This is a genomic window from Variovorax sp. Soil_C_39, from assembly GCF_057656815.1.
In genome coordinates this window covers 1-25,130 of record NZ_JBDGJQ010000020.1, presented here as the reverse complement: position 1 = coordinate 25,130, position 25,130 = coordinate 1, and the positions used below count along the sequence as shown (strand labels likewise).

Annotated in this window: 23 protein-coding genes; 14 read left to right on the top strand and 9 right to left on the bottom strand. The window is 67.8% G+C overall.

Annotated elements, in window-relative coordinates:
- Positions 1–9: 9 nt before the first annotated feature.
- Positions 10–846, top strand: a complete 837-nt coding sequence (locus AC3A6J_RS27220) for a cytidylate kinase family protein (RefSeq protein WP_487863135.1) — start codon at positions 10–12, stop codon at positions 844–846.
- Positions 847–868: 22 nt separating this feature from the next.
- Here the strand turns inward: AC3A6J_RS27220 and AC3A6J_RS27215 are convergent, their stop codons facing one another.
- The gene (locus AC3A6J_RS27215; RefSeq protein ID WP_487863134.1) at positions 869–1,477 is read right to left on the bottom strand and encodes a Crp/Fnr family transcriptional regulator; all 609 of its coding nucleotides are present in this window, start codon (positions 1,475–1,477) and stop codon (positions 869–871) included.
- Between the two features lie 156 nt (positions 1,478–1,633).
- Between AC3A6J_RS27215 and oxc the strand changes: the two genes are divergently transcribed.
- From oxc to AC3A6J_RS27160, 11 genes are all read left to right on the top strand, one after another.
- Entirely contained in the window at positions 1,634–3,457 is a 1,824-nt protein-coding gene (gene oxc / locus AC3A6J_RS27210; RefSeq protein WP_487863133.1) for an oxalyl-CoA decarboxylase, read from the top strand.
- Positions 3,458–3,487: 30 nt separating this feature from the next.
- Positions 3,488–4,765 carry a formyl-CoA transferase gene (frc, locus tag AC3A6J_RS27205; protein WP_487863132.1) on the top strand — a complete coding sequence of 426 codons (1,278 nt, stop codon included), beginning with the start codon at positions 3,488–3,490 and terminating at the stop codon, positions 4,763–4,765.
- A gap of 77 nt (positions 4,766–4,842) precedes the next feature.
- Entirely contained in the window at positions 4,843–5,286 is a 444-nt protein-coding gene (locus AC3A6J_RS27200) for a PAS domain-containing protein (protein ID WP_487863131.1), read from the top strand.
- 1 nt (position 5,287) lies between these two features.
- A complete protein-coding gene (gene frc, locus AC3A6J_RS27195; RefSeq protein ID WP_487863130.1) occupies positions 5,288–6,538 on the top strand; it encodes a formyl-CoA transferase in 1,251 nt (416 codons plus the stop codon).
- 209 nt (positions 6,539–6,747) lie between these two features.
- Positions 6,748–7,077, top strand: coding sequence for an HAD family hydrolase (locus tag AC3A6J_RS27190; RefSeq protein WP_487863129.1), 330 nt, complete (start codon positions 6,748–6,750; stop codon positions 7,075–7,077).
- A gap of 14 nt (positions 7,078–7,091) precedes the next feature.
- Entirely contained in the window at positions 7,092–8,279 is a 1,188-nt protein-coding gene (sucC, locus tag AC3A6J_RS27185; protein WP_487863128.1) for an ADP-forming succinate--CoA ligase subunit beta, read from the top strand.
- Position 8,280: 1 nt separating this feature from the next.
- The gene (gene sucD / locus AC3A6J_RS27180; RefSeq protein WP_487863127.1) at positions 8,281–9,141 is read left to right on the top strand and encodes a succinate--CoA ligase subunit alpha; all 861 of its coding nucleotides are present in this window, start codon (positions 8,281–8,283) and stop codon (positions 9,139–9,141) included.
- A gap of 54 nt (positions 9,142–9,195) precedes the next feature.
- Positions 9,196–9,969, top strand: coding sequence for a fumarylacetoacetate hydrolase family protein (locus tag AC3A6J_RS27175; RefSeq protein ID WP_487863126.1), 774 nt, complete (start codon positions 9,196–9,198; stop codon positions 9,967–9,969).
- A 55-nt stretch (positions 9,970–10,024) separates the two neighbouring features.
- Positions 10,025–11,032: a 2-dehydropantoate 2-reductase gene (locus AC3A6J_RS27170; RefSeq protein WP_487863125.1), complete on the top strand. Its 1,008-nt coding sequence runs from the start codon at positions 10,025–10,027 to the stop codon at positions 11,030–11,032.
- Positions 11,033–11,053: 21 nt separating this feature from the next.
- On the top strand, positions 11,054–12,469 hold the full coding sequence (pyk, locus tag AC3A6J_RS27165; protein ID WP_487863124.1) for a pyruvate kinase: 1,416 nt from the start codon (positions 11,054–11,056) through the stop codon (positions 12,467–12,469).
- 33 nt (positions 12,470–12,502) lie between these two features.
- Positions 12,503–13,432, top strand: coding sequence for a LysR family transcriptional regulator (locus AC3A6J_RS27160; protein ID WP_487863123.1), 930 nt, complete (start codon positions 12,503–12,505; stop codon positions 13,430–13,432).
- Between the two features lie 25 nt (positions 13,433–13,457).
- Here the strand turns inward: AC3A6J_RS27160 and AC3A6J_RS27155 are convergent, their stop codons facing one another.
- The gene (locus AC3A6J_RS27155) at positions 13,458–13,697 is read right to left on the bottom strand and encodes a hypothetical protein (protein WP_487863122.1); all 240 of its coding nucleotides are present in this window, start codon (positions 13,695–13,697) and stop codon (positions 13,458–13,460) included.
- Positions 13,698–13,817: 120 nt separating this feature from the next.
- Here AC3A6J_RS27155 and AC3A6J_RS27150 point away from each other — a divergent pair, with 120 nt between their 5' ends.
- Complete coding sequence (locus tag AC3A6J_RS27150) at positions 13,818–14,693, top strand: LysR family transcriptional regulator (RefSeq protein WP_487863121.1); 876 nt, start codon at positions 13,818–13,820, stop codon at positions 14,691–14,693.
- Here the strand turns inward: AC3A6J_RS27150 and AC3A6J_RS27145 are convergent.
- The 7 genes from AC3A6J_RS27145 to AC3A6J_RS27115 all read right to left on the bottom strand — a co-directional run bounded on the left by AC3A6J_RS27145 (position 14,686) and on the right by AC3A6J_RS27115 (position 24,132).
- Entirely contained in the window at positions 14,686–14,904 is a 219-nt protein-coding gene (locus AC3A6J_RS27145; protein WP_487863120.1) for a hypothetical protein, read from the bottom strand. The genes AC3A6J_RS27150 and AC3A6J_RS27145 overlap by 8 nt on opposite strands.
- Before the next feature lie 166 nt (positions 14,905–15,070).
- Entirely contained in the window at positions 15,071–19,204 is a 4,134-nt protein-coding gene (locus tag AC3A6J_RS27140) for a translocation/assembly module TamB domain-containing protein (protein WP_487863119.1), read from the bottom strand.
- A gap of 3 nt (positions 19,205–19,207) precedes the next feature.
- Positions 19,208–21,124 carry an autotransporter assembly complex protein TamA gene (locus AC3A6J_RS27135; RefSeq protein WP_487863118.1) on the bottom strand — a complete coding sequence of 639 codons (1,917 nt, stop codon included), beginning with the start codon at positions 21,122–21,124 and terminating at the stop codon, positions 19,208–19,210.
- Positions 21,125–21,198: 74 nt separating this feature from the next.
- Entirely contained in the window at positions 21,199–22,386 is a 1,188-nt protein-coding gene (locus tag AC3A6J_RS27130) for a vWA domain-containing protein (protein WP_487863117.1), read from the bottom strand.
- A gap of 15 nt (positions 22,387–22,401) precedes the next feature.
- Positions 22,402–22,998 (bottom strand): GNAT family N-acetyltransferase, encoded by a 597-nt coding sequence (locus AC3A6J_RS27125; RefSeq protein ID WP_487863116.1) that lies wholly within the window; start codon positions 22,996–22,998, stop codon positions 22,402–22,404.
- A gap of 31 nt (positions 22,999–23,029) precedes the next feature.
- Positions 23,030–23,281, bottom strand: coding sequence for a hypothetical protein (locus AC3A6J_RS27120; RefSeq protein ID WP_487863115.1), 252 nt, complete (start codon positions 23,279–23,281; stop codon positions 23,030–23,032).
- On the bottom strand, positions 23,278–24,132 hold the full coding sequence (locus tag AC3A6J_RS27115) for an AAA family ATPase (RefSeq protein WP_487863114.1): 855 nt from the start codon (positions 24,130–24,132) through the stop codon (positions 23,278–23,280). The genes AC3A6J_RS27120 and AC3A6J_RS27115 overlap by 4 nt, the downstream gene beginning before the upstream one ends.
- 168 nt (positions 24,133–24,300) lie before the next feature.
- On the opposite strand from AC3A6J_RS27115, the gene AC3A6J_RS27110 reads away from it, so the two are divergent.
- Positions 24,301–24,996 (top strand): c-type cytochrome, encoded by a 696-nt coding sequence (locus AC3A6J_RS27110; RefSeq protein WP_487863113.1) that lies wholly within the window; start codon positions 24,301–24,303, stop codon positions 24,994–24,996.
- Positions 24,997–25,130 lie beyond the last annotated feature (134 nt).

The following is a 25,130-nucleotide window of genomic DNA, read 5'->3' as shown; positions in this document are numbered from 1 at the left end:
ACACACACCATGCCAGTCATCGCACTCACCCAGGAGATGGGCTCGCTCGCCAAGGACGTGTCGCAGCGCCTGGCCGAGCAGCTTGGCCTCGAGATCATGCGCCACGAGACGATCGAGCGCGTGGCCGACCGCATGCAGGTGCCGACCAGCCTGATCGGCCGGTTGCGCGGCGGCAAGGCCGGTTTCGTCGAACGCTTCACGGCCGACCGGCGCAGCCTGGCGCTCTACACGGCCGAAGAGCTTTTCGCGCTGGCCGACCGCGGCAACGTGGTGCTGCGCGGCTGGGGCGCGACCTGCCTGCTGCGGCCGGTGCCGCACGTGGTGTGCGTGCGCATCACGCGCTCGATGAAGAAGCGCGTCGAATGGCTGATGGCGCACCTCGAAACCGACGACGCCGAGTTCGCCGAGGCCGAGATCCGGCGCAGCGACGACGCGCATGCGGCGCGCATGCATGCGCAGTTCGGCGTGACCTGGGGCGACCCGGTGCTCTACGACCTGGTGCTCAACACCGACCGGCTCTCGGTCGACAGCTGCGTGGCGCAGATCGCGGCGCTGGTCCAGCGCCCCGAGTTCGCCGAAACCCCGGCTTCGCGCGCGCTGCTGGGCAACATGGCGCTGGCGGCCCGCGTGAAATCGGCGCTGAAGGACAACGAGGCCACGGCCGACATCCGCGTGACGGTCGAGGCCGACCAGGGCCAGGTCACGCTGCGCGGCATCGTGCTCAATGAGGAAGAGCGCACGCTCACGCAGGAAGTGGCCGCCAAGGTCGACGGCGTGGGTGGCGTCGACAACACGCTGCGGCTGATGACCGTGCCGCGGCGTTTCGCGTCGTCGAAGCAGACCTGAGCGCGCGGCCGGCGCGAGCGAGCTAGATTTTTCCGCGCTTGCGGAGTCGGCTCAGGGTTTCCGCGGAGAGGTTGAGGTACGAGGCCAGTTCCTTGCTCGGAATGCGGTCCTCGAGCTCGGGGTGTTTTCGCATGAAGCGGTGCACGCGGCCCGGCGCATCGAGCAGGTGCAGCGTGATGGTGTGGGCCATGATTTCGCTCATGCCGCGCATCACGCAGTATTCGAACAGTTCCTTGGTCTCGGCGTGCCGGTCCAGGAAGGCGATCCATTCCTTCAGCGGCAGGCTCGCCACGCGGGCCTTGGTGACGCAGACGATGCCGTAGGGCGTGGGCGTGCCCAGGCGCAGCGCGGCGTAGCTGGTCTCCATGTCGTGGGCGTCGGCGAAGCGCAGGATCATTTCCTTGCCCTCGGGGTTGCTCACCACCCGCTTGAGGATGCCGTCGAGGATGAAGTACTGCTCCATCTCGCGCACGCCCTGGTGCAGCAAAAAATCGCCCTTGTTGCCGTCCACGATGACGAGATGGGTTTCCAGCTCGGCGCGATCGCTCTCGCTCAGGTCCTTGAGAAGGATGTTCTGCCGGAGCTGTGCGCGAATGATGTTTTTCTCCGGGTGGTTTTCCAACAACGTCATGGGTCCCGTCTTGCTCGAATTCGCAACTTCACATCTGGTTCGTCTGGCCGCTGGCCGTTTTCGCGAAAGTTGACCGCGGTCAACGTTCGAAAGCATGCCCCCGAATCATAGTCCCGGCTCGGGCCTCGGCCATTCACCAAAGCAAGAAGGAGAGACATGTCTTCAGTAAGAACGGACAAAGAGGCATCCACGACCCTGGACGACGCCCTCAAGCCCAAGCCCCGGGCCACCGATGGCGATTCGGTCGTGCACGCGCTCAAGCAGCCCGGCGACGAACAACAGGAGGCGGAGACCACAGACGGCTTCCACCTGGTCATCGATGCGCTGAAGCTGAACGACATCGACACGATCTTCGGGCTGCCTGGCATTCCCATCACCGACCTCACGCGCATGGCACAGGCCGAAGGCATGCGCGTCATCTCGTTCCGCCACGAGCAGCACGCGGGCAACGCGGCCGCGGCGGCCGGATTTCTCACGCAGAAGCCCGGCATCTGCCTGACGGTGTCGGCGCCCGGGTTCCTGAACGGCCTGACGGCGCTGGCCAATGCCACCACCAACTGCTTCCCGATGATTCTCATCAGCGGCTCGAGTGAGCGCGAGATCGTCGACCTGCAGCAGGGCGACTATGAAGAGATGGACCAGCTCGCGATCGCCAAGCCGCTGTGCAAGGCCGCGTTCCGCGTGCTGCATGCCGAGGACATCGGCGTGGGCATTGCGCGCGCCATCCGCTCGGCACTGTCGGGCCGCCCGGGTGGCGTGTACCTCGACCTGCCGGCCAAGCTGTTCGCGCAGACCATGGACGCGGTCAAGGGCCGCAACTCGCTGATCAAGGTGGTCGATCCCGCGCCGCGGCAGATCCCGGCGCCCGACGCGGTGCAGCGCGCGCTCGACCTGCTCAAGAGCGCCAAGAAGCCGCTGATCCTGCTCGGCAAGGGCGCGGCCTACGCGCAGGCCGATGCCGACATCCGCGCACTGGTCGAGAAGACCGGCATTCCGTACCTGCCGATGTCGATGGCCAAGGGCCTCCTGCCCGACACGCATGCGCAGTCGGCCGCCGCGGCCCGCTCGTACGTGCTGCAGGAAGCCGACGTGGTGCTGCTGGTCGGCGCGCGCCTGAACTGGCTGCTCTCGCACGGCAAGGGCAAGACCTGGGCGCAGGACAAGGGCGCCAAGAAGTTCATCCAGATCGACATCGCACCGACCGAGATCGACAGCAACGTGGCCATCGCGGCCCCGGTGATCGGCGACATCGGCTCGTGCGTGGCGGCGCTGCTCGCGGGCATCGACGGCAAATGGGCCAAGCCGCCGGCCGACTGGACCGGCGCGATCGCCGAGCGCAAGGACAAGAACCTGTCGAAGATGGCCGCCACGCTCGCCGAGCGCCCGTCGCCGATGAACTTCCACAGTGCGCTCAGCGTGATCCGCGACCAGGTCAAGGCGCGCCCCGATGCGATCGTGGTGAACGAAGGCGCCAACACGCTCGACTTCGCGCGCAGCATCGTCGACATGTACGAGCCGCGCAAGCGCCTCGACGTGGGCACCTGGGGGATCATGGGCATCGGCATGGGCTTTGCCGTGGCCGCCGCGGTGGTCACCGACAAGCCGGTGATCGCCATCGAGGGCGACAGCGCCTTCGGCTTCAGCGGCATGGAGGTGGAGACCATCTGCCGCTACAACCTGCCGATCTGCATCATCGTCTTCAACAACAACGGCGTCTACCGCGGCACCGACGTGAACGCCAGCGGCACGCCCGACGTCGCGCCCACCGTGTTCGTGAAGAACGCCCGCTACGACAAGCTGATGGAGGCCTTCGGCGGCGTGGGTGTCAACGCCACCACGGCCGACGAACTGCAGAAGGCGCTGGCCGAAGCCGTCGCCTCGCGTCGCCCAACGCTGATCAACGCCGTCATCGACGAGACCGCGGGCACCGAAAGCGGCCGCATCACCAGTCTCAACCCGGCCACGGCCAAGAAGAAGTAATTCGTTCATTCATCCAAGGAGATACGCAAGATGAGCAGCAACAACAAACCCCTCGCCGGCATCAAGATCATCGACTTCACGCACGTGCAGGCCGGCCCCGCATGCACGCAGCTGTTGGCCTGGTTCGGCGCCGACGTGATCAAGGTCGAGCGCCCGGGCGCCGGCGACGTCACCCGCGGCCAGCTGCGCGACATTCCGGACGTCGACGCGCTGTACTTCACCATGCTCAACAGCAACAAGCGCTCGATCACGCTCGACACCAAGAAGCCTGAAGGCAAGGCCGTGCTCGAGCAGCTGGTGCGCGAGTCCGACGTGCTGGTGGAAAACTTCGGCCCCGGCGCGCTCGATCGCATGGGCTTCTCGTGGGAACGCATCCAGGAACTCAACCCGAAGCTGATCCATGCCTCGGTCAAGGGGTTCAGCGAAGGCCACCACTACGAGGACCTGAAGGTCTACGAGAACGTCGCGCAGTGCGCCGGGGGCGCCGCCTCGACCACCGGCTGGTGGAAGGGCGAGAACTCGGCGCCCACGATCTCGGCCGCCGCGCTCGGCGATTCGAACACCGGCATGCACCTGGCGATCGGCATCCTGACGGCCATCATCGGCCGCCAGCAGACCGGCAAGGGCCAGAAGGTGGCCTGCTCGATGCAGGACGCGGTGCTCAACCTGTGCCGCGTGAAGATGCGCGACCAGCAGCGCCTCGACAAGGTCGGCTACCTCGAGGAGTACCCGCAGTACCCGCACGAGATGGACGCCTTCAAGGACAAGGTGGTGCCGCGCGGCGGCAATGCCGGCGGCGGCGGTCAGCCGGGCTGGATCCTGAAGTGCAAGGGCTGGGAAACCGACCCCAACGCGTACATCTACTTCACCGTGCAGGGCCATGCCTGGGACCCGATCTGCGACGCGCTCGGCAAGCCCGAGTGGAAGACCGACCCGGACTACATGACCGCCAAGGCCCGCCAGCCGCACATCGAGCAGATCTTCGCGACCATCGAGGACTTCATCAAGGACAAGACCAAGTTCGAGGCCGTCGACATCTTCCGCAAGCACGACATCCCGTGCGCGCCGGTGCTCTCGATGAAGGAACTGCTGCACGACGAGTCGCTGCGCAAGAGCGGTTCCATCGTCGAAGTGCCGCACAAGGAGCGCGGCAGCTACTGGACCATCGGCAGCCCGATCAAGTTCTCGGACCTGAAGCCCGAAGTCACGGCCTCGCCGCTCCTGGGCGAGCACACCGACGAGGTGCTGGTGGAGCTGGGCTACACCCAGCAACAGATCGCGGCCTTGCATGAAGGCAATGTAGTCTGACCTGCACCGGGCCCGCGAAAGCGGGCCCTGGTGTCTGGATCGAACGAATTTCCTATTGGTATGCGGGGACCCGAGTTTTGGCTTCTTCGAACATTGACCTGAAGCAACTGGTGGAAGGTGCCGGCGATGCCATCACCGTCTGCGACGCCGAGGGCGCCATCGTGCTGTGGAACAAGGCTTGCGAGCGCATCTTCGGCTTCTCGGAGGCCGAGGCGCTCGGCAAGTCGCTCGACCTGATCATCCCCGAGCGCCAGCGGCAGCGCCACTGGGACGGCTACAACAAGACCATGGAAACCGCGGTGACGCGCTACGGCGCGGACCTGCTGAAGGTGCCGGCCCTGCACAAGGACGGCCACACCCTGTCGATCGCCTTCACCGTCTCCCTGCTGCTCGGAGACGACGGCAAGGTCTCGGGCATCGTCGCCATCGTGCGCGACGAAAGTGCGCGTTTTGCCGAAGACCGCAAGCTGCGTGCGCGTCTGGTAGAACTCGAAGCCAAGATCAAGACCGGAGACAACTGAAATGGGCAGCAAGGCACTCGAAGGCGTTCGCATCCTCGACTTCACGCATGTGCAGTCGGGACCCACCTGCACGCAGCTGCTGGCGTGGTTCGGCGCCGATGTCATCAAGGTGGAGCGCGCCGGCGAAGGCGACGCCACCCGCGCGCAGCTGCGCGACATTCCCGGTGTGGACAGCCTCTACTTCACGATGCTGAACCACAACAAACGCTCGATCACGCTCGACACCAAGAAGCCCAAGGGCAAGAAGGTGCTCGACGCGCTGATCCGCACCTGCGACGTGATGGTCGAGAACTTCGCCCCGGGCGCGCTCGAGCGCATGGGCATCACGTGGGAACACATCCAGGAGATCAACCCCCGCATGATCGTGGCCTCCGTCAAGGGCTTCGGCCCGGGCAAGTACGAGCACTGCAAGGTCTACGAGAACGTGGCGCAATGCGCCGGCGGTGCGGCGTCGACCACGGGTTTCGAGGACGGCCCGCCAGTCGTCAGCGGCGCGCAGATCGGCGACAGCGGCACCGGGCTGCACCTGGCGCTGGGCATCGTGGCCGCGCTCTACCAGCGCACCCACAGCGGCCGCGGCCAGAAGGTGCTCGCGCCCATGCAGGACGCGGTGCTGAACCTCTGCCGCGTGAAGATGCGCGACCAGCAGCGCCTGGAGCGCACCGGCACGATGCACGAATACCCGCAGTACCCCGACGGCAAGTTCGGCGACGCGGTGCCGCGCGCGGGCAACGCCTCGGGCGGCGGCCAGCCGGGCTCGATCCTCAAGTGCAAGGGCTGGGAGACCGACCCCAACGCCTACATCTACTTCATCACGCAGGCGGCCGTGTGGCCCGCGGTGTGCAAGGTGATCGGCGAGGAAGGCTGGATCGACGACGAGGCCTATGCCACGCCCGCCGCGCGCCTGCTGCACCTGAAGCCGATCTTCGCGCGCATCGAGCAGTGGACCATGACCAAGGACAAGTTCGAGGCCATGGACATCCTCAACCAGTACGACATTCCGTGCGGTCCGATCCTCTCGATGAAGGAGATCGCCGCCGATCCGTCGCTGCGCGAGACCGGCACCATCGTCGAGGTCGACCACCCCGCGCGGGGCAAGTACCTGACGGTAGGCAACCCGATCAAGATGTCCGACAGCGCGACCGAGGTCACGCGCTCGCCGCTGCTCGGCGAGCACACCGACGAAGTGCTGAGTCAGCTGGGCTATGCCGCGGGCGACATCGCCGCGCTGCGGGCCGAAGGCGTCATTTGAAGAAGCGCCGGGCGGCTCGCCCCGCATAGCCGCCGATTGCGCCGTGTCTTTGGACGCCCAGGGGAATTGCGGCTATTCATGTATAACTCTTTGCAAATACATTCAATAAAATAGTTTAACTATTATTTATCGATCATAAAACCTACATTTTGATCATGCCGATCCGTCATCCACTTGTCGCCCGGCATTCAATTTCTAGGAGAAATTCCATGATCGACAATTTGCCTCAGCAATACTGGAACAGCGAAACCGAACGCAATGCCTACAACGCGGCGTTCTATGAATTGGGATTCCGCTGGCATTGGGACCGCGAAATCTATTGCCAGCTGCTGCGCCAGGCCCAGGACGGCATCGAGCGCATCTGCTACTACCTGAATACGCACCAGCCGCATCTTCTGCGTGCCTACGATGCCAAATTTCTGGCGGAAGTGATCGAGCAGAAGAAGGAAGAGCACCAGAAACGCGAATTGGAAGTCGGCGCCATCCGCGGCCGCTATTTCAACTGGGCCGAAAGCCGCGGCACCGAACTCGGCGCCTGAATAAAGCCTCGACCATGCATATCCACGAATACCAAGGCAAGGACGTATTGCGCAAATACGGCGTGCCCGTGCCGCGTGGCCATGCATGCTTTTCGCCCGACGAGGCGGTGGACGCCGCCGCGCGGGTCGGCGGCCGGGCCTGGCTGGTCAAGCCGCAGGTGCATGGGGGCGCGCGCGGCAACAACGATGCCGTCGCGCGGCGCGCGTGGTCGCCCGACGAGGTGCGGCGCCATGCGGCGGGGCTGCTGGGCACGGCGCTCGAAGCGCCCCGTCCGGGTTGCGCCAGCCGCGTCGTGCGCCGGTTGCTGGTCGAGGAGAGCCTCGAGGTCACGCAGACCTTCCATCTCCGCCTGGCGCTCGACCGCGAGGCGCGCCGCGTGGTGCTCACCGCGGGCGAAGGTGAGGGCGGTGCTGCGCCCGGCGACCCGGCAGCGCGTGCGCCGCAGAAGGTCCGCAGGCTGCTGATCGATCCCGCCGCCGGCGTGCGGGCCGCCGAGGCCGACGGCCTTGCGCGCGACATCGGCTTCTCGGGCAAGCTGCTGCCGCAGGTGCGCACGCTGGTGCAGAACCTTTACCAGGCCTTCGATGCCTGCGACGCCTCGCTGGCCGAGATCGATCCGCTGGTGCTCACGCCCGACGGCCGCGTCATCGCGCTCGGTGCGCGCTTTGCCTTCGATCCGCATGCGCTCTTCCGCCAGCCGGCCATCGCGGCGATGCGCGACCTCGACGAGGAAGACTCCGCCCAGTCGCAGGCCTCGGGGCACGGCTTCTCGTGCCTGGCGCGCGACGGCGAGATTGGCGGCCTGGTGAATGGCGCAGGCCTCGCGATGGCGACGATGGACGCGATCCGCCTCCACGGCGGTGCGCCGGCCGACGTGCTCGACGTGGGCGGCGGCGCCAGCGCCGAGAAGGTGGCCGAGGCCCTTCGGCTGATGCTGCGCACGCCGCGGCTGCGTGCCGTGCTGGTCAACATCTTCGGCGGCCTGTTGAAGTGCGACGTGGTCGCGCGCGGCCTCTTGGCGGCGCTGCGCGAGGTCGAGCTCACGGTGCCGCTGGTGGTGCGCCTGAAGGGCACCAACGAAACGCTGGGCCGGACCCTGCTCGCGCAGTCGGGCCTTTCGATCATCCACGCGGACGACATCGACGAAGCGGCCGGCTTCGCGGTTGCGGCCGCACTGTCCACGCCGCGGAGGGCCCACTGAGATGTCGATCCTCGTCAACAAGCACACGCGCGTCATCACGCAGGGCATCACCGGCAAGGCCGGCCAGTTCCACACCGCGATGTGCCGCGACTATGCCAACGGACGCAAGTGCTTCGTCGCGGGCGTCAACCCGCACAAGGCCGGCAAGTCCTTCGACGGCATCCCCGTGTACGGCACCGTGGCCGAAGCCAAGGCCGAGACCGGTGCCACCGTGTCGGTGATCTACGTGCCGCCGCCGTTCGCGGCCGCGGCCATCGACGAGGCCGTGGACGCGGGGCTCGAGCTCGTGGTGTGCATCACCGAAGGCATTCCGGTGCGCGACATGGTCCGCACGCGCCACCGCATGGAAGGCAGCCGCACGCTGCTGCTCGGCCCCAACTGCCCGGGCCTGATCACGCCCGACGAAATCAAGATCGGCATCATGCCGGGCCACATTCACCAGCGGGGCCGCATCGGCGTGGTGTCGCGCTCGGGCACGCTCGGCTACGAGGCCGCGAGCCAGCTCGGGCGCTTCGGCATCGGGCAATCGACCGTGGTCGGCATTGGCAGCGATGCCGTCTGCGGGCTGCGCTACATCGACGTGCTGAAGCGCTTCAACGACGACCCGCTCACCGACGCGGTGATCATGGTCGGCGAGATCGGCGGCAGCGACGAGGAAGCCTGCGCCGAGTGGATCGCCGAACACATGCGAAAGCCGGTGGTCGGCTTCATCGCCGGGGCCAGCGAGCCCAACGGGCAGGGCAGCGCGCAGCGCAAGCTCGCGGTGATGAAGGCGTGCGGCATCCACGTGACCGAGAACCCCGCCGAGATCGGGAAGCTGCTCGCCTCGCTGGTCGTGCCCGACTACCTGCCTTTCGACTGAGCACCGGGCTCAGGTCAAAACCATTCCAACAAACGACGCGCCAAGGAGCAAGGCATGCAACAACAGCAATGGGTCCGTTTCGAGCACGGTGGCGAGGTCGGCTTCGGCACGCTCGAGGGCGACGGCACGGTGCGCGAGCACAGCGGCAACATGTTCGACCATCCCGAGCCGACGGACCGCGTGTTCGTGCTGTCGGGCGTGCGGCTGCTCACGCCGACCGAGCCGACCAAGGTCCTCGCGCTGTGGAACAACTTCCATGCGCTTGGCGCGAAGCTGAACCTGCCGGTGCCGGCCGAGCCGCTCTACCTGCTGAAGGCGCCCAACAGCTACCTCGCGCCCGGCGCGCCGATCCGACAGCCGCTGTGCGACGGCAAGGTGGTGTTCGAGGGCGAGCTCGGCATCGTCATCGGCAAGACGGCCACGGCCGTGCCCGAGGCCGAGGCGCTCGGCCATGTGTTCGGCTACACCTGCGCCAACGACGTGACGGTGGCCGACATCCTGAACCGCGACGCCTCGTTCGCGCAGTGGGTGCGCGCCAAGGGCTTCGACACCTTCTGCCCGATGGGCCCTTCCGTGGCCACCGGTCTCGACCCCGCCACGCTCACCGTGACCACACGGCTCAATGGCGAGGTGCGGCAGAACTATCCCATCAGCGACATGCGCTTCTCGGTGCAGCAGCTCGTGAGCCTGATCTCCTTCGACATGACCCTGTACCCCGGTGACGTGATCCTTTGCGGCACCTCCATCGGCGTCGGCTCGATGAAGCCCGGCAGCGAGGTCGAGGTCGAGATCGACGGCATCGGCACGCTCGGCAACCGCTACGGCTAGCGCCTTCGCGCCCCGCGCGCGGCGGCCACACAGAATCAACAACTTGGGGATCGACATGAAGATTGCAGTCATCGGCGCAGGCGCCATCGGCGGCCTCGTGGGCGCAAAGCTCGCGCTGGCCGGCGAGGACGTCACGTTCATCGTGCGAGGAAAGAACCTCGACGCCATTGCCACCAACGGATTCAAGCTCATCGGTGCCGACGGGGAGGAGCAGGTGGCGTTCGACGTCAAGGCCACCGACCGCTACGAGCAGGCGGGCCCGCAAGACGTCGTGATCCTCGCGATGAAGGCGCACCAGGTCGAGGCGGTGGCCAATGAGGTGCCGAAGCTCTTCGGCCCCGAGACGGTGGTGGTGACGATGCAGAACGGCATCCCGTTCTGGTACTTCCACAACCATGGCGGCGCGCTCGCGGGCACGCCGGTGCGCAGCGTCGACCCGACCGGCCTCGTCGCCGACAAGATCCCGGCCGAGCGCGTCATCGGCTGCGTGGTGTATCCCGCGTCGGAGCTCATCGCGCCGGGCGTGGTGAAGCACATCGAAGGCGACCGCTTTCCGGTCGGCGAGCTCGACGGCTCCTCGAGCGAGCGCGTGAACCGTGTCTCGGCGGCGCTGAGCGCAGCGGGCTTCAAGGCGCCGGTGCTCGACAACATCCGCGCCGAGATCTGGCTCAAGCTCTGGGGCAATCTCACCTTCAACCCGATCAGCAGCCTGTCGCACTCGACCCTGGTGGACATCTGCCAGTACCCGCTGACGCGCGAACTCGCGGCCGCGATGATGCGCGAGGCCGAGGCCGTGGCGCACAAGCTCGACATCGGTTTCCGCGTGACGCTCGACAAGCGCATTGCCGGCGCGGAAAAGGTCGGCAAGCACAAGACCTCGATGTTGCAAGACGTGGAGGCGGGCCGCGCGCCCGAGATCGACGCGCTGGTGGGCGCGGTGGTCGAACTCGCGCGGCTCACCGACACGCCCACGCCACACATCGACACCGTGTATGCGCTGGTCAAGCTGCTCGCGCGTACGATGGAAGCCGAGCGGGGCCGCGTCTGCCTTGCGGCGGCCTGAAAGAAAGAACGGAACCGAATGATGCGACGTACACGCAGCGCGAAGATCGTGGCCACGCTGGGCCCCTCCACCACCGACGAGCCCGCGATCCGGGCGCTGTTCGAGCGCGGCGTCGACGTGTTCCGGCTCAACTTCAGCCATGGCACGCAGCACGACCATGCGCGCCGGCTCGAGACCATCCGCCGGCTCGAGACCGAGTTCGGCCGGCCCATCGGCGTGCTGCTCGACCTGCAGGGCCCGAAGCTGCGACTCGGCACTTTCGAGGGCGGCCGCGCGCAGCTCGATGCCGGCGCGTGCTTTCGCCTCGACATGAATCCCGCGAGCGGCGATGCGCGCCGTGCGCCTCTGCTGCATCCCGAGATATTCGCGGCGCTACAGGTGGGCACCGAACTGCTGCTCGACGACGGCAAGCTCAGGCTGCGCGTCGACAGCCACGGTGCCGACTTTGCCGAGACCACGGTGCTGGTCGGCGGGCCGATCTCTGACCGCAAGGGCGTCAACGTGCCGAGCGTGGTGCTGCCGATTTCGCCGCTCACGCCGAAGGACCGCGACGACCTCGCCTGCGGCCTGGCGATGGGTGTGGACTGGGTGGCGCTGTCGTTCGTGCAGCGCCCCGAAGACATCGAGGAGGCGCGCGCGCTGATCGGCACGCGCGCATGGATCATGGCCAAGCTCGAAAAGCCAGCAGCCATCGAGCACCTCGACGCCATCGTCGCGCTGTGCGACGGCGTGATGGTGGCGCGCGGCGACCTCGGCGTCGAGCTGCCGCCCGAGCGCGTGCCCGAGCTGCAGCGGCTCATCGTGCGAGCCTGCCGCAAGGGCGGCAAGCCGGTGGTGGTGGCCACGCAGATGCTCGAATCGATGATCGCCGCGCCGGTGCCCACGCGCGCCGAAGTGTCCGACGTGGCCACCGCGGTGTACGACGGCGTCGACGCGGTGATGCTCTCGGCCGAATCGGCCTCGGGCAAGTACCCGCTGGAGGCGGTCTCGATGATGGAGCGCATCATCTTGCGCGTGGAAGCCGACGTCACCTACCGCACGGGCATCGATGCCACGCACGATGCAGCGCTGTCGACCACGGCCGACGCGGTCTGCGCCTCGATGCGCCAGGTGGCCGGGCTGCTCGCGCCCGCCGCCACCGTGACCTACACCTCCTCGGGCTTCACCAGCCTGCGCGCCGCGCGCGAGCGGCCTGCGGTGCCGATCCTGAGCCTCACGCCCGACATCGCCACCGCGCGCCGCATGGCGATGGTGTGGGGCGTGCATGCGGTGCCCGTGGAAGACGTGCACGACGTGGCCGAGATGATCGAGTGCGCCTGCCGCACCGCCTGCGCCGAAGGCTTCGCGGCCTCGGGCGACGACATCGTGGTGGTCGCGGGCCTGCCGTTCGGGCTCTCGGGCACCACCAACCTGCTGCACGTTGCACGAATACCATAGCCCGGTCCGCAGCCACCACCCGCGCCACGCCGAATGAAGCACGCCACCCTGCGCCAGTTGAAGGTCTTCGAGGCGGTGGCGCGGCTTCTGAGCTTCTCGCGCGCCGCCGAGGAGCTGCACCTCACGCAGCCAGCCGTTTCCACCCAGGTGCGCAAGCTCGAGGAGCATGCGGGCAATGCGCTGTTCGAGCAGTTCGGCAAGAAGATCTACCTCACGCCCGCAGGCACCGAGCTGCTGCAGATCAGCCGCGCGATCATTCAGCAGTTCGAGGCGGCCGAGAACGCGATGCTGCAGTTCAACGGCGTCTCGGGCGGCAAGCTCAACGTGGGCGTCATCAGCGCGGGCGACTACTTCTTTCCGCGCCTGCTGGTGGAGTTTGCGAGCCGGCACCGCGGCGTGACGCTGAACTTCACCGTGCACAACCGGGCGGAGCTCATGACGCACATCGCCGAGAACCTCACCGACCTCGCGATCATGGTGCGTCCGCCGACCGACCTCGACACGCAGAACCAGGCCTTTGCGCCGCACCCCTACGTGATCGTCGCGGCGCCGGGCCATCCGCTCGTGGGCGTGCAGAAGATCCCGCTCGCACGGCTGATGCGCGAGCCCTTCGTGGTGCGCGAGAAGGCCTCGGACACCTGGCATTCGATGCAGGACGGTTTCGGTGGCGACCTCCGCGGCATCAACATCGCGATGGAGATCCGCAGCACCGAGACCATCAAGCAGGCGGTGATCGCGGGCATGGGCGTGAGCTTCATGTCGGCCCACACCGTGAGCCAGGAGGTGCGCGCGGGCAGCCTGCGCGTGCTCGACATCGATGGCTTTCCACTGATGCTCAACTGGTACGTGGTGCATCGGCGCACCAAGCGCCTGCCGCCGGTTGCGCAGGCCTTCAAGGACTTCCTGCTTGCCGACGGCTCGGCGCTGATCTCGCAGATCGTGCCGTTCGAGGCGGCGGCCTGAGGGCGCGGGCGGCGCGCGCCGCGCTTCAGCGCAGGCCGATGCGCGAGGCCTGCGTGCGCAGCGCCTGGGCGCGCGCCGGGTCTTCGGCCTCGATGTTGTCGGCTGCCACCTGCAGCGCGCGCATCTGCTCGACCTCGCCGATGATCCGGTTGGGGCTCAGCAAGGCCTCGGCCAGCATCAGGACTTCGTCGACGATGGCCTTGAGCGCATCGGCAAAGGTCTCGGTGGCGCTGGCATGGAAAGGAGGCTGGTGAAGTGTGGTCATGGGGTGGCTCCTTGGTTGCTCGGGATGCCTTCATCTTCTGCCCATGTTGATCGCAAGTAAAACGATATTAATTGCATGTTTAATGCAAAAATATTGCATTGAAATCGACGGAGTCCGCAGATGGACATCAACCTGGCCCGCACCTTCCTCGCGATCGTCGAGACCCGCAGCTTCCAGCGCGCGTCCGAGCGGCTGCACGTCACGCAGACCTCGGTGAGCGCCCGCGTGCGCTCGCTCGAGGAACTGCTGGGCCGGCCGCTCTTCGTGCGCAACAAGGCCGGCGCGGTGCTCACGACGGCCGGCGAGCAGTTCTTGCCGCATGCCACCACGCTGGTGCAGGTGTGGGAGCGCGCGCGCCACCAGGTGGCGGTGCCGCCCGGCAGCCGCGCGGTGCTCGCGATCGGCTGCGAGATCAGCCTCTGGGACCCGCTGCTGCTGCAATGGCTCTTGTGGATGCGCACCGCGGCGCCGCAGCTCGCGCTGCGCACCGAAGTCGGCTTTCCGCACGACCTGCTCGACAAGGTGGCCGCGGGCGTGCTCGACATCGCGATCGCCTATGCGCCGCAGCAGCGCCCGGGCCTGCGCGTCGAACTGCTGATCGAGGAAAAGCTCGTGATGGTCACGACCGCGAAGCGCCCGAAGGTGCCGCAGCCGGCCGACTACGTGTACGTCGACTGGGGCCCCGAGTTCGCCGCGCAGCACGGCCTCGCGTTCCCCGAGCTGTCGCATGCGGCGGTGAGTTCGGCGCTGGGTCCGCTGGGCCGCGAATACCTGCTGGCCGCGGGCGGCACGGGCTATTTCCGCCACGACGTGGTGCGCAGCCACCTCGAATCGGGCCGGCTGCGCCGCGTGCCCGGCACGCCCGAGTTCCTGTATCCGGCCTATGCCGTGTATGCCGTGGGCGCCGATCGCGCGATCGTCGAGCCGGCGCTCGAGGGGCTGCGGCGGGTGGTGGTCGGCACCACCGGGCCGGCTGCCGGCGAAACGCTCAGTTGACGATCATGTGCCGTGCGTGCGCCACGCGTTCCTGGTGCGACTGCAGCCGCGCTTCGTAGTACAGGCACAGCGGCATGGCGACGAACACCATGCCGGCCACGTAGATGATCAGGCTCATCAACGGAAAGTCGCCGCCGCCCCAGTAGGGGATCGACGCCACTGCGGCGCCAGCGGCAATGACGGCCATCACGCACAGCAGTGCGTGATGCAAGAACGTGGTCCGCGAGTACCCAGGAGGGTCGTACTTCTGACGATCCAGCATTGAACACTCGCCCTTGTCTCCATCATCGTGCATCGTCGTTCCTCTTTTGTCGGGGCGCTAACCATTGTTAGCTCGACAAACGAGGCCGGTCAATGCGGCAGACCCGGAGGGGGCGTCAGTCGTATTTGACGGTGTAGATCAGGTCGACGCCGCTGGTCTGCCCGGCCTGGCCGCGCAGCGTAAGGCGCTTGGTCAGGTCATAGAAGATGAAGATGGTGCCGAAGGTGCCACCGAGGCTGCGTTCGTAGGTGAGATAGAAATCCTTCGAGAGCCGCTTGCCGAAGGTGACGGCCGATTCGCGCAGGTCGCCGCCGTTGCCCGGGCCCTTGAAGCCGAGCTCGTCGAGGCCGAAGCGGCTGGCGAGGCTGCCGCCGCTCGCGCCCTTGCTGACGCGGCCGAGCAGCGCCAGCGCGGCCTGCTGCAGCAGCACCGATTCGCCGCCGCTGGTGGCCGAGGCGCGGCCGAGCACCACCCACGACAGCGTTTCGGCGTCGGACAGCACGGGCTCGGAATAGAGCTTGACGCGCGGCGATTGCGCAGTGCCGGTGATCTGCACGCCCGCGCGCTGCGCAATGTTGGGCCGGATCGCGAGGATGTCGAGCGACGGGTTGTCGAACGGCCCGTTGAAGCGCGCAAGGCCCGTCTCCACGTCGAGCTGCTGGCCGTAGGCGCGGTACTGGCCCTTGACGGTGCGCACTTCGCCGACGATGCGCGGCGGCGCATCGAGCCGGTTGCTGCGGATCTCGAGTTCGCCTTCGAGCCGCGTCGTGATGCCGCGGCCCTGCACCGCGAAGTCGTCGCCGAGGTCGAAGGTCACGACGATGTCGGGCGGCTTCGCGGTCTGCGGCTTTGCGGCCTGCGCCTCGCTGCGCGCCACCTCGCGCCGGGCCTTCTCGGCCGCCTCGCGGTCCTTGGCGGCGGAGCGCACGACCACGTCGGTGCCGAGGCTCGGTGCCGTCTCGTCGGGCAGGATGATCACGGCGCGGTCGGTGCGCAGCCTGCCGCGCACGCTGAACTGCCCGCCCTCGAGGCGCGCCTGAAGGTTGCCCGACAGCGTGACCTGGCGGTCGGTGCGCACCAGCACGCGCAGCGCACGCAGCTCGGCATTCAGCGCCATGCGGATGCCGCTTGCCGAGGCGCCGGCGGCGCCCCAAAAGATATCGCCGCGCGCGGTGAGCGAGCCGCCGCCCGTAGCCGCCTCGCTGCTCGCGGTGCTCCGGTTGCCGCTCTGGCCCGCGATGCGCGCCGAGGTGCCCGCACCGCCCTGGAGCGTGAACTCGTTGATCTCGAGGCGATCGCCCGTGAGCGTGGCGCGCAGCCGGCCATCGCGCAGGTCGAGCCCTTCGACCGGCGCGCGCAGCGCGAGCCGGTCGGCGCCCAGCGTGCCGTTCCAGCGCGGGGCGGCGCGGTTGCCCGCGAGCACCGCATCGGCGTCGAGCGTGCCCGCGATGCGCCAGCCGGGCGGCGCCAGCATCGACCAGACGCCGAGGTTCGGCAGCGTGGCCTTGACCTTGCCCGCGAGCGGCGCATCGGGGGCCCACACCCAGCCGTCGGCGCGCTGCTGCATGCGCGTGGCCAGCTCGGCGTCGATCTGGCCGGCGCGCTCGCTGTCCCAGGCCAGCGTGGCGCGCACTGCCTCGCCGTCGGCGTCGAGCCGCAGCTCGGCCTGCTTGAGCCCCGCGGGCGTGCTCGGGGCGGTGGCGCCGTTGGCGCTGGCGGAGTTCATCGTGCGCTCGCTCGCGGTGCCGGTGCCGTAACTGTGGATGCGCGTGACCAGCGCCGCTTCGCCGGCCTGCACGCGGATGTCGCCGCTCTGGCGCGCGAGCCGCGCGCGGGCGCGCAGCGTGTCGCCGGCATCGATGTCCCACTCGCCGTCGAACAGCAGGTCGCCGGTCACGCCGATCTCGTCGAAGGTGGCGCTGGCGCCGAAGGCCTCGGCCCACGCCATCGGCAGGCCCTGCAGCCTGCCCTTGGACTGCACGCGGAAAGCCTGGTTGGGCGCTGCCCCGCTGCGCGTGAAGCGCAGCGGCTCCCATTCGATGCGAACCGTGCCGGGCACCGGCCCGCGCAGCGTGGCGTTGGCGGCCGAGGCTTCGAGTTCGAGGCGGCGCGTGGCGCCGCTGCCGCCGGTCTTGACCGAGGCGGTGACTTCGCGGCCGAGCTCCAGCGTCCAGGGTGCGGCCGAGGGTCCGCCGGGGCCCGGGCGCGCGCTGTCGCGCGCCTGCAACCGCAGGCTTGCGAGCACCGCGCGCCATTGGTCGACACCGGTGCGGCCGCCGTTGGCGCGGGCATCGAGCGTGAGCTTCTGCGTGCCGGATGTGGCTTCGCCCTTGAGCGCGAGCGTGGCGTCGGCGAGGCTGCCGGCGAGGTCTGCCTGCACGTTGTTCAGCAGAACGGTGGTGGCGCCGTTCGCGCCACCGTTCGTGCCAGTGCCGCCGTTGGACGGCTGCGCCGCGGGCATGCGCACCTCGAGCCGCGGCACGGCCAGCGACGCCTTGACGCTCGGCTCGGCCACGCCGCGCTGGGGCGGTGCGCCGGGATTTTCGATACGGCGCTGTATCGTCTGCCAGCCGCCCTGCCAGCTCGCATCGAGGCGCGCCGAGCCCTTCGCGCTGCTGCCTGCGAACAGGCCCGACAGTTCGGGCAGGCCTTCGATCCAGCGCTGCACGGCTTCGGCATCGTCGATGCGTGCCTGCACATCGCCGCTGCCCACTGACGGCGCGATGCGGCCTTCGAACTGCGCGCTGCCGCCCGGCAATGCGAGCGCGAGCTTGCCGCTCGCGGCCTGCTCGGCCACGCGCACCTGCATGCGGCCCTCGACACTCGCACGCTCGGCTTCGACGCGCAGGCTGCGCAGGTCGAGCACCTGTTCCTTCCATTGGCCCGTGGCGGCGATGCGCTCCAGGCCGAAGCCGGGCAATGCCGCGCTGCCGGCACCGCCCTCGGCGCGCAGCGCCAGCTCGAAACCGATCGCATCGTCGCGCTGCCGCGCCGTCGCGGTGCCGTTGACCGGCGCGCCGGAGAGTTCGCTGTGCAGCAGGCCCGGACGCACGCCGCGCACCGTGGCGCGCGCCTCCCACGGCGCGGGCGCGGGGCTCCAGCGGCCCTCGGCCTCGATGCGGCCGCCGCCCGCGCGCAGCGTGGCCGCAGGAATGTTCCAGTTGGTGCCGTCGAAGCCGACGCGGGCCTCGAGCTTTTCGAGCGGCAGCGCGCCCTTGTCCCAGGGCCCGGGCAGCGCGTTCTGCAGGTCGGCCGTGGCCTGCCAGGCGTCCGGGCCCGTGGCCGCATCAGGCTCGAGCGCGACGGTGCCCGACAGGCGCGTGCGCGGCGCGCCGGGCCAGAGGCTGGCCGCATCGACATTGCGCAGGTCCGCGTTGGCATCGATCACCGGCTGCGGCAGCCAGGGCGCGATCCGGGCCTGCAGCTTGGCTTCCATCGGCGCCTCGGCGTCGGGCTCGGCCGGCTTCAGCTCGGCGGCCACCTGCAGGCGCGCATCGGTGCCCGCCAGCGTGCCCTCGATGCCGGCCTTGGCGAGCACCTCGATGCTGCGGTCCTCGGCGAGCGGCGCCTTCACGCGGCCTTCGAGCGCGGCCTCGATCGCCATCGGTGCGGCGCCCTGCAGCTTCACGCGGGCACTGTAGTGGCCGTCGGCAATGTCGACGCCGTCGATCTCCAGTTCATGCTGCGCGCCCGTGTAGCGGTAGTGGCCTGCGAGCTGCAGTGCCTCGAGCGCGGGCGGGCCGGCCCAGCGCAGCGCGTCGATGCGAAACGGCAGGTCGACTTCGATCGGCAGCGTGATCTGCTCGAGCGGTTCGGTGGGCGTGTCGCTCGGCGGGCCGCGGCGCTCGATCAGCAGTTCCTTCGCATGCACTTCGCCGAGCTGCAGCTTGCGCTGGAACAGCGGCGCGAGCTGCCAGCCGATGTCGGCCTCGTGCACTTCGACCGCGAGGCTCTCGCTCTGCCAGCGCAGCCAGCCGATGCGCCCGCCCGTGCGCAGCGAGCCGCTGACCTCGCGGCTTTCGAGTGTCTGGCCTGCGGGCATGTAGCGCGCGGCCTGGGCCAGTGCGAAGGCCAGCGACTGGTTCGACCCGACCCACCACCATGCAGCCGCGCCGAGCACGAGCACCAGCGCGAGCAGGCCCGCCACGGTCCATGCCAGCGCGCGCAGGACGCGGCGCGCGCGCGTGCGCGGCGGTCGCGGTGCGGCGGGCGTGGGCGTGGGCGTGGGATTGGACGGGTCTGTCTGCATCGATCAGAAGGTGAAGCCGAGGCGGAGGTGAAGGCGGAACTTCTTGGTGTCCACGCCGTAGGCGATGTCGGCCTGCACCGGCCCCACGGGGCTGCGCCAGCGCGCGCCCACGCCCACGCCGACCTTGGGCTTGAGCTCGCCCGGCTTGTCGGCCACTGCGCCCGCATCGACGAAGACCGTGCTCTCCCACTCGGTGAGCTTGCCCTTGTAGACGAACGGGCGCTGCCATTCGAGGCTCATCACGCCGAGGTAGCGGCCCGCGACGATCTGGCCGTCGGCGCGTTCGGTGCCGATCTGGCGGTAGCTGTAGCCGCGCACGGTGGTGTCGCCGCCGGTCAGGAACATCAGCGTGGACGGGATCTGCGCCCTTTCCTTGGCGGCCACCGCGCCAGCCTCGGCGCGCAGTTGCAGCCGGCTCCGGCGTGCCAGCGTGGCGGCGTCGCGGCCGTTGGCAAAGCCCAGCGGCAGCACGCCGAGCCAGCGTGCATAGGTGCGTGTGAAGGGCAGGCGCTCGCCGGTGAGGGTGTAGCCGGCGCCGAGTTCGAGCGCCAGGCCGAAGCCGCGCGTCGGCGCGGCGTTGTCGTCGAAGTAGCGGCCCGTCCAGCCCCAGTTGGCTGTGAGAGCCGAGGCCGAGGGCGGCGCGTCGATGCCGCGGTTCTGCGCGTAGTCGTACTGCAGGAAATAGGTGCGGTCGATGTGGCCGCTCGACTTGCTGCGCCCGCTGCGCAGCCGGCCGCTGTCGACCACGTAGCTGCCCGAGGTTTCGCTCTTGAGTTCGGCGCCGGCCAGCCAGCGCCAGCCGCGTTCGTCGGGGATCGCCTGCCAGTTGGTGCCCAGCGACTTGGTTTCGCGGTCGACCGACAGGCGCGACACCGCGCGCCAGCCGAGCAGCGGCAGCTTGTTGTGGATGTGGTCGACCGACAGGCGGGGTCCGCTGTCGGTCGTGAAGCCGGCGCCGAGCACCACCTTCTGCAGCGGCGCCTCGCGCAGCTGCGCGATCACGGGTGCGGCCAGTGGCGTGCCGCTCTCGGTGTCGAGCGTGAGGAACACCGAGTCGTAGTAGCCGCTGCTCGCCAGGCGCTGCTGCGCGTCGAGCAGCTTCTGCTGGTCGTAGTCGGTGCCGGTGGGAAGCTGCGCGATGCGGCGCACGCCGTCGGCGTCGTAGCGTTCGACGCCGCGCAGCACCAGCGGCCCAAAGCGGTAGGCCGGCCCGGACTGGTAGGTGACGCTGAGCCGGGCTTCCTGGCGGTCGGCGTCGACTTCGGCGCGGCTCATGCCGATGCTGCCGGTGGGGAAGCGCCTGGCCGTGAGGCGGCGCAGGGCTATGGCCTTGGCATCGTCCCAGCCCTGCTGCGTGAAAGGCTGGCCTGCGCGCAGGGTCCAGGCGGTGCGGATCGCGTCGCGCTGCGCCTCGGCCGTGGGGTCGGTGGCGATCGCGCCTTCGTAGTCGATCTGCACCGTGCTGACCTGCGTGGGCTCGCCCGGCACCACGGTGATGATGATCTCGCGCGGGGCGCGCGTGCTGGCGGGCGTCTCGTTGAGTTCGAGCGTCAGCGTGGGCGTGAAGTAGCCGAGTGTGGCGAGCAGCTCGCGTGCGTTGGCTTCGGCCGCCACCATGAGCCGCGAGATCTCGGTCGCGCCGAGGTCGTCGAGTGTGCGGTAGCGCTGGAGCTCGAGGTGCAGCGTGAGGTACTCGCGCACCGCCTCGGGGCCGCGAACCTCGACGGTGAAGGCGTCCTTGTCGTCGCTCTTCTTGCCGGTTGCGGTGTCTCCGTTCTGGACCAGCACCGGCGGGGATGCGCCCTTGTCGTTCGCAGCGTCCTTCTTCGGCAGCAAGCTGCATCCCTGCAGAAGCAGGGCGCCCACAAAAAGCAAAGCCGGCAGCCACGCCGGCGAAAAAGCTGGAACCACCCTGAACATCGGGCCATTTTGACAGCAACTGCACGCAATTCCCGTAGGACGCACGTACACACATGTGTCCTGAGTGTGCGGTATTACTTCGAAAGCATTCGCATCGCTTCCTCGAGGCCGCGCAGCGTCAGCGGGTACATACGGTTGGACATCAGCTGCTGCATCACCGCGATGCTCTGGCGGTACTGCCACACACCTTGCGGTTCGGGGTTGATCCAGGCGAACTTCGGAAAGGCGTGGGTGAGCCGCTGGATCCACTCGGCGCCGGCCTCTTCGTTGTTGTATTCGACACTGCCGCCGGGCTGCAGGATCTCGTAGGGGCTCATGGTCGCGTCGCCGACGAAGATGAGCTTGTAGTCCTTGTTGTACTTGCGCAGGATGTCCCAGGTCGCGAACTTCTCGGAGAAGCGGCGCTTGTTGTTCTTCCACATGAAGTCGTAGACGCAGTTGTGGAAGTAATAGAACTCCAGGTGCTTGAACTCGGTCTTCACGGCCGAGAACAGCTCTTCCACGCGCTGGATGTGCTCGTCCATCGTGCCGCCCACGTCCATCAGCAGCAGCACCTTGACGTTGTTGTGGCGCTCCGGGCGCATCTTGATGTCGAGCAGGCCGGCGTTGGCGGCCGTCTTGTGGATGGTCTCGTCGAGGTCGAGCTCGTCCTCGTGGCCTTCGCGCGCGAACTTGCGCAGCCGGCGCAGCGCCACCTTGATGTTGCGTGTGCCGAGCTCCTGGCTGTCGTCGTAGTCCTTGTAGGCGCGCTGGTCCCAGACCTTGACCGCGCTCTTGTTCTTGCCGGCACCGCCGATTCGGATGCCCTGCGGGTTGTAACCGCCATGGCCGAACGGCGAGGTGCCGCCGGTGCCGATCCACTTGTTGCCGCCCTCGTGGCGCTCTTTCTGTTCCTCGAAGCGCTTCTTGAGCGTTTCCATGAGCTCGTCCCAGCCCATCTTCTCGATCTTGGCCTTGTCCTCGGCCGTGAATTCGCGCTCCAGCGTCTTGCGCAGCCAGTCGAGCGGCACTTCCTTGGTGAAGTCGGCCAGCATCTCGACGCCCTTGAAATAGGCGGCGAAGGCGCGGTCGAACTTGTCGTAGTGCTTCTCGTCCTTCACGAGCGCGGTGCGCGAGAGGTAATAGAAGTCGTCCATGCCGAAGGCGCCGTCGGAATTGGGCCCGACCACGTCGGCCTGCAGCGCTTCGAGCAGCGTGAGGTATTCCTTGACCGAGACCGGCAGCTTGGCCGAGCGCAGCGTGTAGAAGAAATCGATCAGCATGGCGGCGGGCCTCCTTCAGCTTCGCGGCTTGTCGAGCAGGTAGAGCAACTGGGCCTTGACCTCGGGCCACTCGCCTGCGCGCAGGCTGTACATCACGGTGTCGCGGACGGTGCCGTCGCGGCGCATCGCATGGCCGCGGATCACGCCGTCCTTCTTCGCGCCGAGCCGCTCGATGGCGGCCTGCGAGGCGAAGTTGAAATTGTCGGTACGCCAGCCCACCACGTTGCAGCCGAGGGCATCGAAGGCGTGGCTCAGCATCAGCAGCTTGCAGGTGGTGTTGACGTGCGTGCGCTGGCAGCGCCTGGCATACCAGGTGTAGCCGATCTCCACGCGCTTTACCGCGGGCAGGATATCGTGAAAGCTGGTGCTGCCGAGCACGGCGCCGGTTGCGGCCTCGGTCACGGCGAAAGCGAAGCGGTGGCCGGCCTCGCGGCCCTGCAGCGCGGCCTCGATGTAGGCACGCGTCTCCTCCGGCTCGGGCACCGAAGTGACGCGCAGCTTCCAGAGCTCGCCGTCGGCCGCGGCCGTGCGCAGGCCTTCTTCGTGGTCGAGCGAGAGCGGCACCAGCGCGAGGTCGCGGGCCTTCAGCGTGACAGGTTCGACGAACGCCATGTTCGAGCTACTTTCGAGAAAGGGGAGGGGCTCAGCGCGGGGGCTTGCCGTACTTGCGGTCGTACCAGGCCCGTGCGAGCTGCACGCCGGCGCCGCCGCCCAGGCCGATCAGCAGGATGCCGAAGATCTCGCTGTTGCCCCAGCCGCCGGCGCCGAACGCATCGAGCCCGAACTGCAGGCCGACCCAGCGCCCGAGCAGCGCACCGAGCACGAACAGCACGGCCTGCGCCAGGCCGAGCTTGAGCAACTGCCCGACGGGATGCGGCGCAGTGGGCCGGGTCATCGGTTGTTGCGCTGCATGAAGACGAGCTTCTCGAACAGCGTGACGTCCTGCTCGTTCTTGAGCAGCGCGCCCACCAGCGGCGGCACCGCGACCTTGTCGTCCTTGCTCTGCAGCGCGTCGAGCGGGATGTCTTCGGCCATCAGCAGCTTGAGCCAGTCGAGCAGTTCGGAGGTCGAGGGCTTCTTCTTCAGGCCGGGCAGGTTGCGCACGTCGTAGAAGGTCTTCATCGCGGCCGTGAGCAGCTCCTGCTTGAGGCCCGGGAAGTGCACCGCCACGATCTGCTTCATGGTCTCGGCGTCGGGGAACTTGATGTAGTGGAAGAAGCAGCGGCGCAGGAAGGCGTCGGGCAGCTCCTTCTCGTTGTTCGAGGTGATGAACACCACCGGCCGGTGCTTGGCGCGGATCAGCTCGCGCGTCTCGTAGCAGTAGAACTCCATGCGGTCGATCTCGCGCAGCAGGTCGTTCGGAAACTCGATGTCGGCCTTGTCGATCTCGTCGATCAAGAGTGCCACCGGCTCGTCGGCCGTGAAGGCCTGCCAGAGCACGCCCTTCACGATGTAGTTGTGGATGTTCTTGACGCGCTCGCCGCCGTCGACGTCGGCCAGCTGCGAATCGCGCAGCCGGCTCACGGCGTCGTATTCGTACAGGCCCTGCTGGGCCTTGGTGGTCGACTTGATGTGCCACTGCAAGAGCGGCAGGCCGAGCGATTCGGCCACCTCTTCGGCCAGCATGGTCTTGCCGGTGCCGGGCTCGCCCTTGACGAGCAGCGGGCGCTTGAGCGTGATGGCGGCGTTGACCGCCAGCATCAGGTCCTGGGTGGCGACGTAGTTGTCAGAGCCCTTGAATTTCATGAGTGGAGGCGAGCGAGCAGGTTGGAGGAAAGGCGGGGTGGAGAAAAGAACACACTCGATCCGCTTGACGCAAGCTCTTGAGCGGCCTGCATGGGGTCTTCGAAGACCCTTGCATATAATCGAATGTTGATTCGAAAAACTGTATTTCCACGAGATTGTGCGCGCAAAATGAACAAGTTGTTGACCACGATGTTTGCCTTCGCTGTCGCTTGCGTGACGGTCTCGGCGCAAGCCCAGCAAGTCACTGGCAAGGCCCAGGATGGCGCCAAGAAGGTCGCCATGTGCGTGGGTTGCCACGGCATCATCGGCTACCAGGCGAGTTTTCCCGAGATCCACAAGGTGCCGATGATCGCCGGCCAGAGCGCCAGCTACATCAGCGCCGCGCTCACGGCCTACAAGGGCGGCGACCGCAAGCACCCCACCATGCGCGCGATCGCCGACTCGCTGACCGAGCAGGACATCGCCGACATCTCGGCCTACTACAGCCAGCTCGGCCTGAAGGAGGGCGATGCGCCCCCGGCCACGCCGGCCAAGCCGATGCCCGAGAACATCCAGGCGCTGGTTTCGCGTGACAAGGACAACAGCTGCACCAAGTGCCACGGTGCCAACTTCAACACGCCGAACGACGGCACGGTGCCCAAGCTGGCCGGCCAGCATGCCGACTACCTGTTCGTCGCGCTCAAGTCGTACCGCGTCAAGAACAACCTGCACCTGGGCCGCTCGAACGCGGTGATGGCGCAGCAGGTCGAGCCCAAGAAGTTCACCAACGCCGAACTCAAGACGCTCTCGAACTACATCGCCTCGCTGCCCGGCGAACTCAAGACGGTGCCGGACTCGCGCCTGCACCACAGCGGCGGCCAGTGAGCCCCGGGGCGGCAGCCCGCATTGCCGCCCACGCAACCAAGTAAAAAGCCCGCTTTCCAGTCTGTGTAAATAGTCGGCGTTGAGTCCGCGAGAAGTGCCCTCCAGGCGTTGTCTGGAGGGCATTTTTCATTGGA

Bases quoted from the DNA above. Each gene is read 5' to 3' on its own strand.
- AC3A6J_RS27220 (WP_487863135.1), top strand. From the start codon at position 10: ATGCCAGTCATCGCACTCACCCAGGAGATGGGCTCGCTCGCCAAGGAC.
- AC3A6J_RS27215 (WP_487863134.1), bottom strand. From the start codon at position 1,477: ATGACGTTGTTGGAAAACCACCCGGAGAAAAACATCATTCGCGCACAG.
- oxc (WP_487863133.1), top strand. From the start codon at position 1,634: ATGTCTTCAGTAAGAACGGACAAAGAGGCATCCACGACCCTGGACGAC.
- frc (WP_487863132.1), top strand. From the start codon at position 3,488: ATGAGCAGCAACAACAAACCCCTCGCCGGCATCAAGATCATCGACTTC.
- frc (WP_487863130.1), top strand. From the start codon at position 5,288: ATGGGCAGCAAGGCACTCGAAGGCGTTCGCATCCTCGACTTCACGCAT.
- AC3A6J_RS27190 (WP_487863129.1), top strand. From the start codon at position 6,748: ATGATCGACAATTTGCCTCAGCAATACTGGAACAGCGAAACCGAACGC.
- sucC (WP_487863128.1), top strand. From the start codon at position 7,092: ATGCATATCCACGAATACCAAGGCAAGGACGTATTGCGCAAATACGGC.
- sucD (WP_487863127.1), top strand. From the start codon at position 8,281: ATGTCGATCCTCGTCAACAAGCACACGCGCGTCATCACGCAGGGCATC.
- AC3A6J_RS27175 (WP_487863126.1), top strand. From the start codon at position 9,196: ATGCAACAACAGCAATGGGTCCGTTTCGAGCACGGTGGCGAGGTCGGC.
- AC3A6J_RS27170 (WP_487863125.1), top strand. From the start codon at position 10,025: ATGAAGATTGCAGTCATCGGCGCAGGCGCCATCGGCGGCCTCGTGGGC.
- pyk (WP_487863124.1), top strand. From the start codon at position 11,054: ATGCGACGTACACGCAGCGCGAAGATCGTGGCCACGCTGGGCCCCTCC.
- AC3A6J_RS27160 (WP_487863123.1), top strand. From the start codon at position 12,503: ATGAAGCACGCCACCCTGCGCCAGTTGAAGGTCTTCGAGGCGGTGGCG.
- AC3A6J_RS27155 (WP_487863122.1), bottom strand. From the start codon at position 13,697: ATGACCACACTTCACCAGCCTCCTTTCCATGCCAGCGCCACCGAGACC.
- AC3A6J_RS27150 (WP_487863121.1), top strand. From the start codon at position 13,818: ATGGACATCAACCTGGCCCGCACCTTCCTCGCGATCGTCGAGACCCGC.
- AC3A6J_RS27140 (WP_487863119.1), bottom strand. From the start codon at position 19,204: ATGCAGACAGACCCGTCCAATCCCACGCCCACGCCCACGCCCGCCGCA.
- AC3A6J_RS27135 (WP_487863118.1), bottom strand. From the start codon at position 21,124: ATGTTCAGGGTGGTTCCAGCTTTTTCGCCGGCGTGGCTGCCGGCTTTG.
- AC3A6J_RS27130 (WP_487863117.1), bottom strand. From the start codon at position 22,386: ATGCTGATCGATTTCTTCTACACGCTGCGCTCGGCCAAGCTGCCGGTC.
- AC3A6J_RS27125 (WP_487863116.1), bottom strand. From the start codon at position 22,998: ATGGCGTTCGTCGAACCTGTCACGCTGAAGGCCCGCGACCTCGCGCTG.
- AC3A6J_RS27120 (WP_487863115.1), bottom strand. From the start codon at position 23,281: ATGACCCGGCCCACTGCGCCGCATCCCGTCGGGCAGTTGCTCAAGCTC.
- AC3A6J_RS27115 (WP_487863114.1), bottom strand. From the start codon at position 24,132: ATGAAATTCAAGGGCTCTGACAACTACGTCGCCACCCAGGACCTGATG.
- AC3A6J_RS27110 (WP_487863113.1), top strand. From the start codon at position 24,301: ATGAACAAGTTGTTGACCACGATGTTTGCCTTCGCTGTCGCTTGCGTG.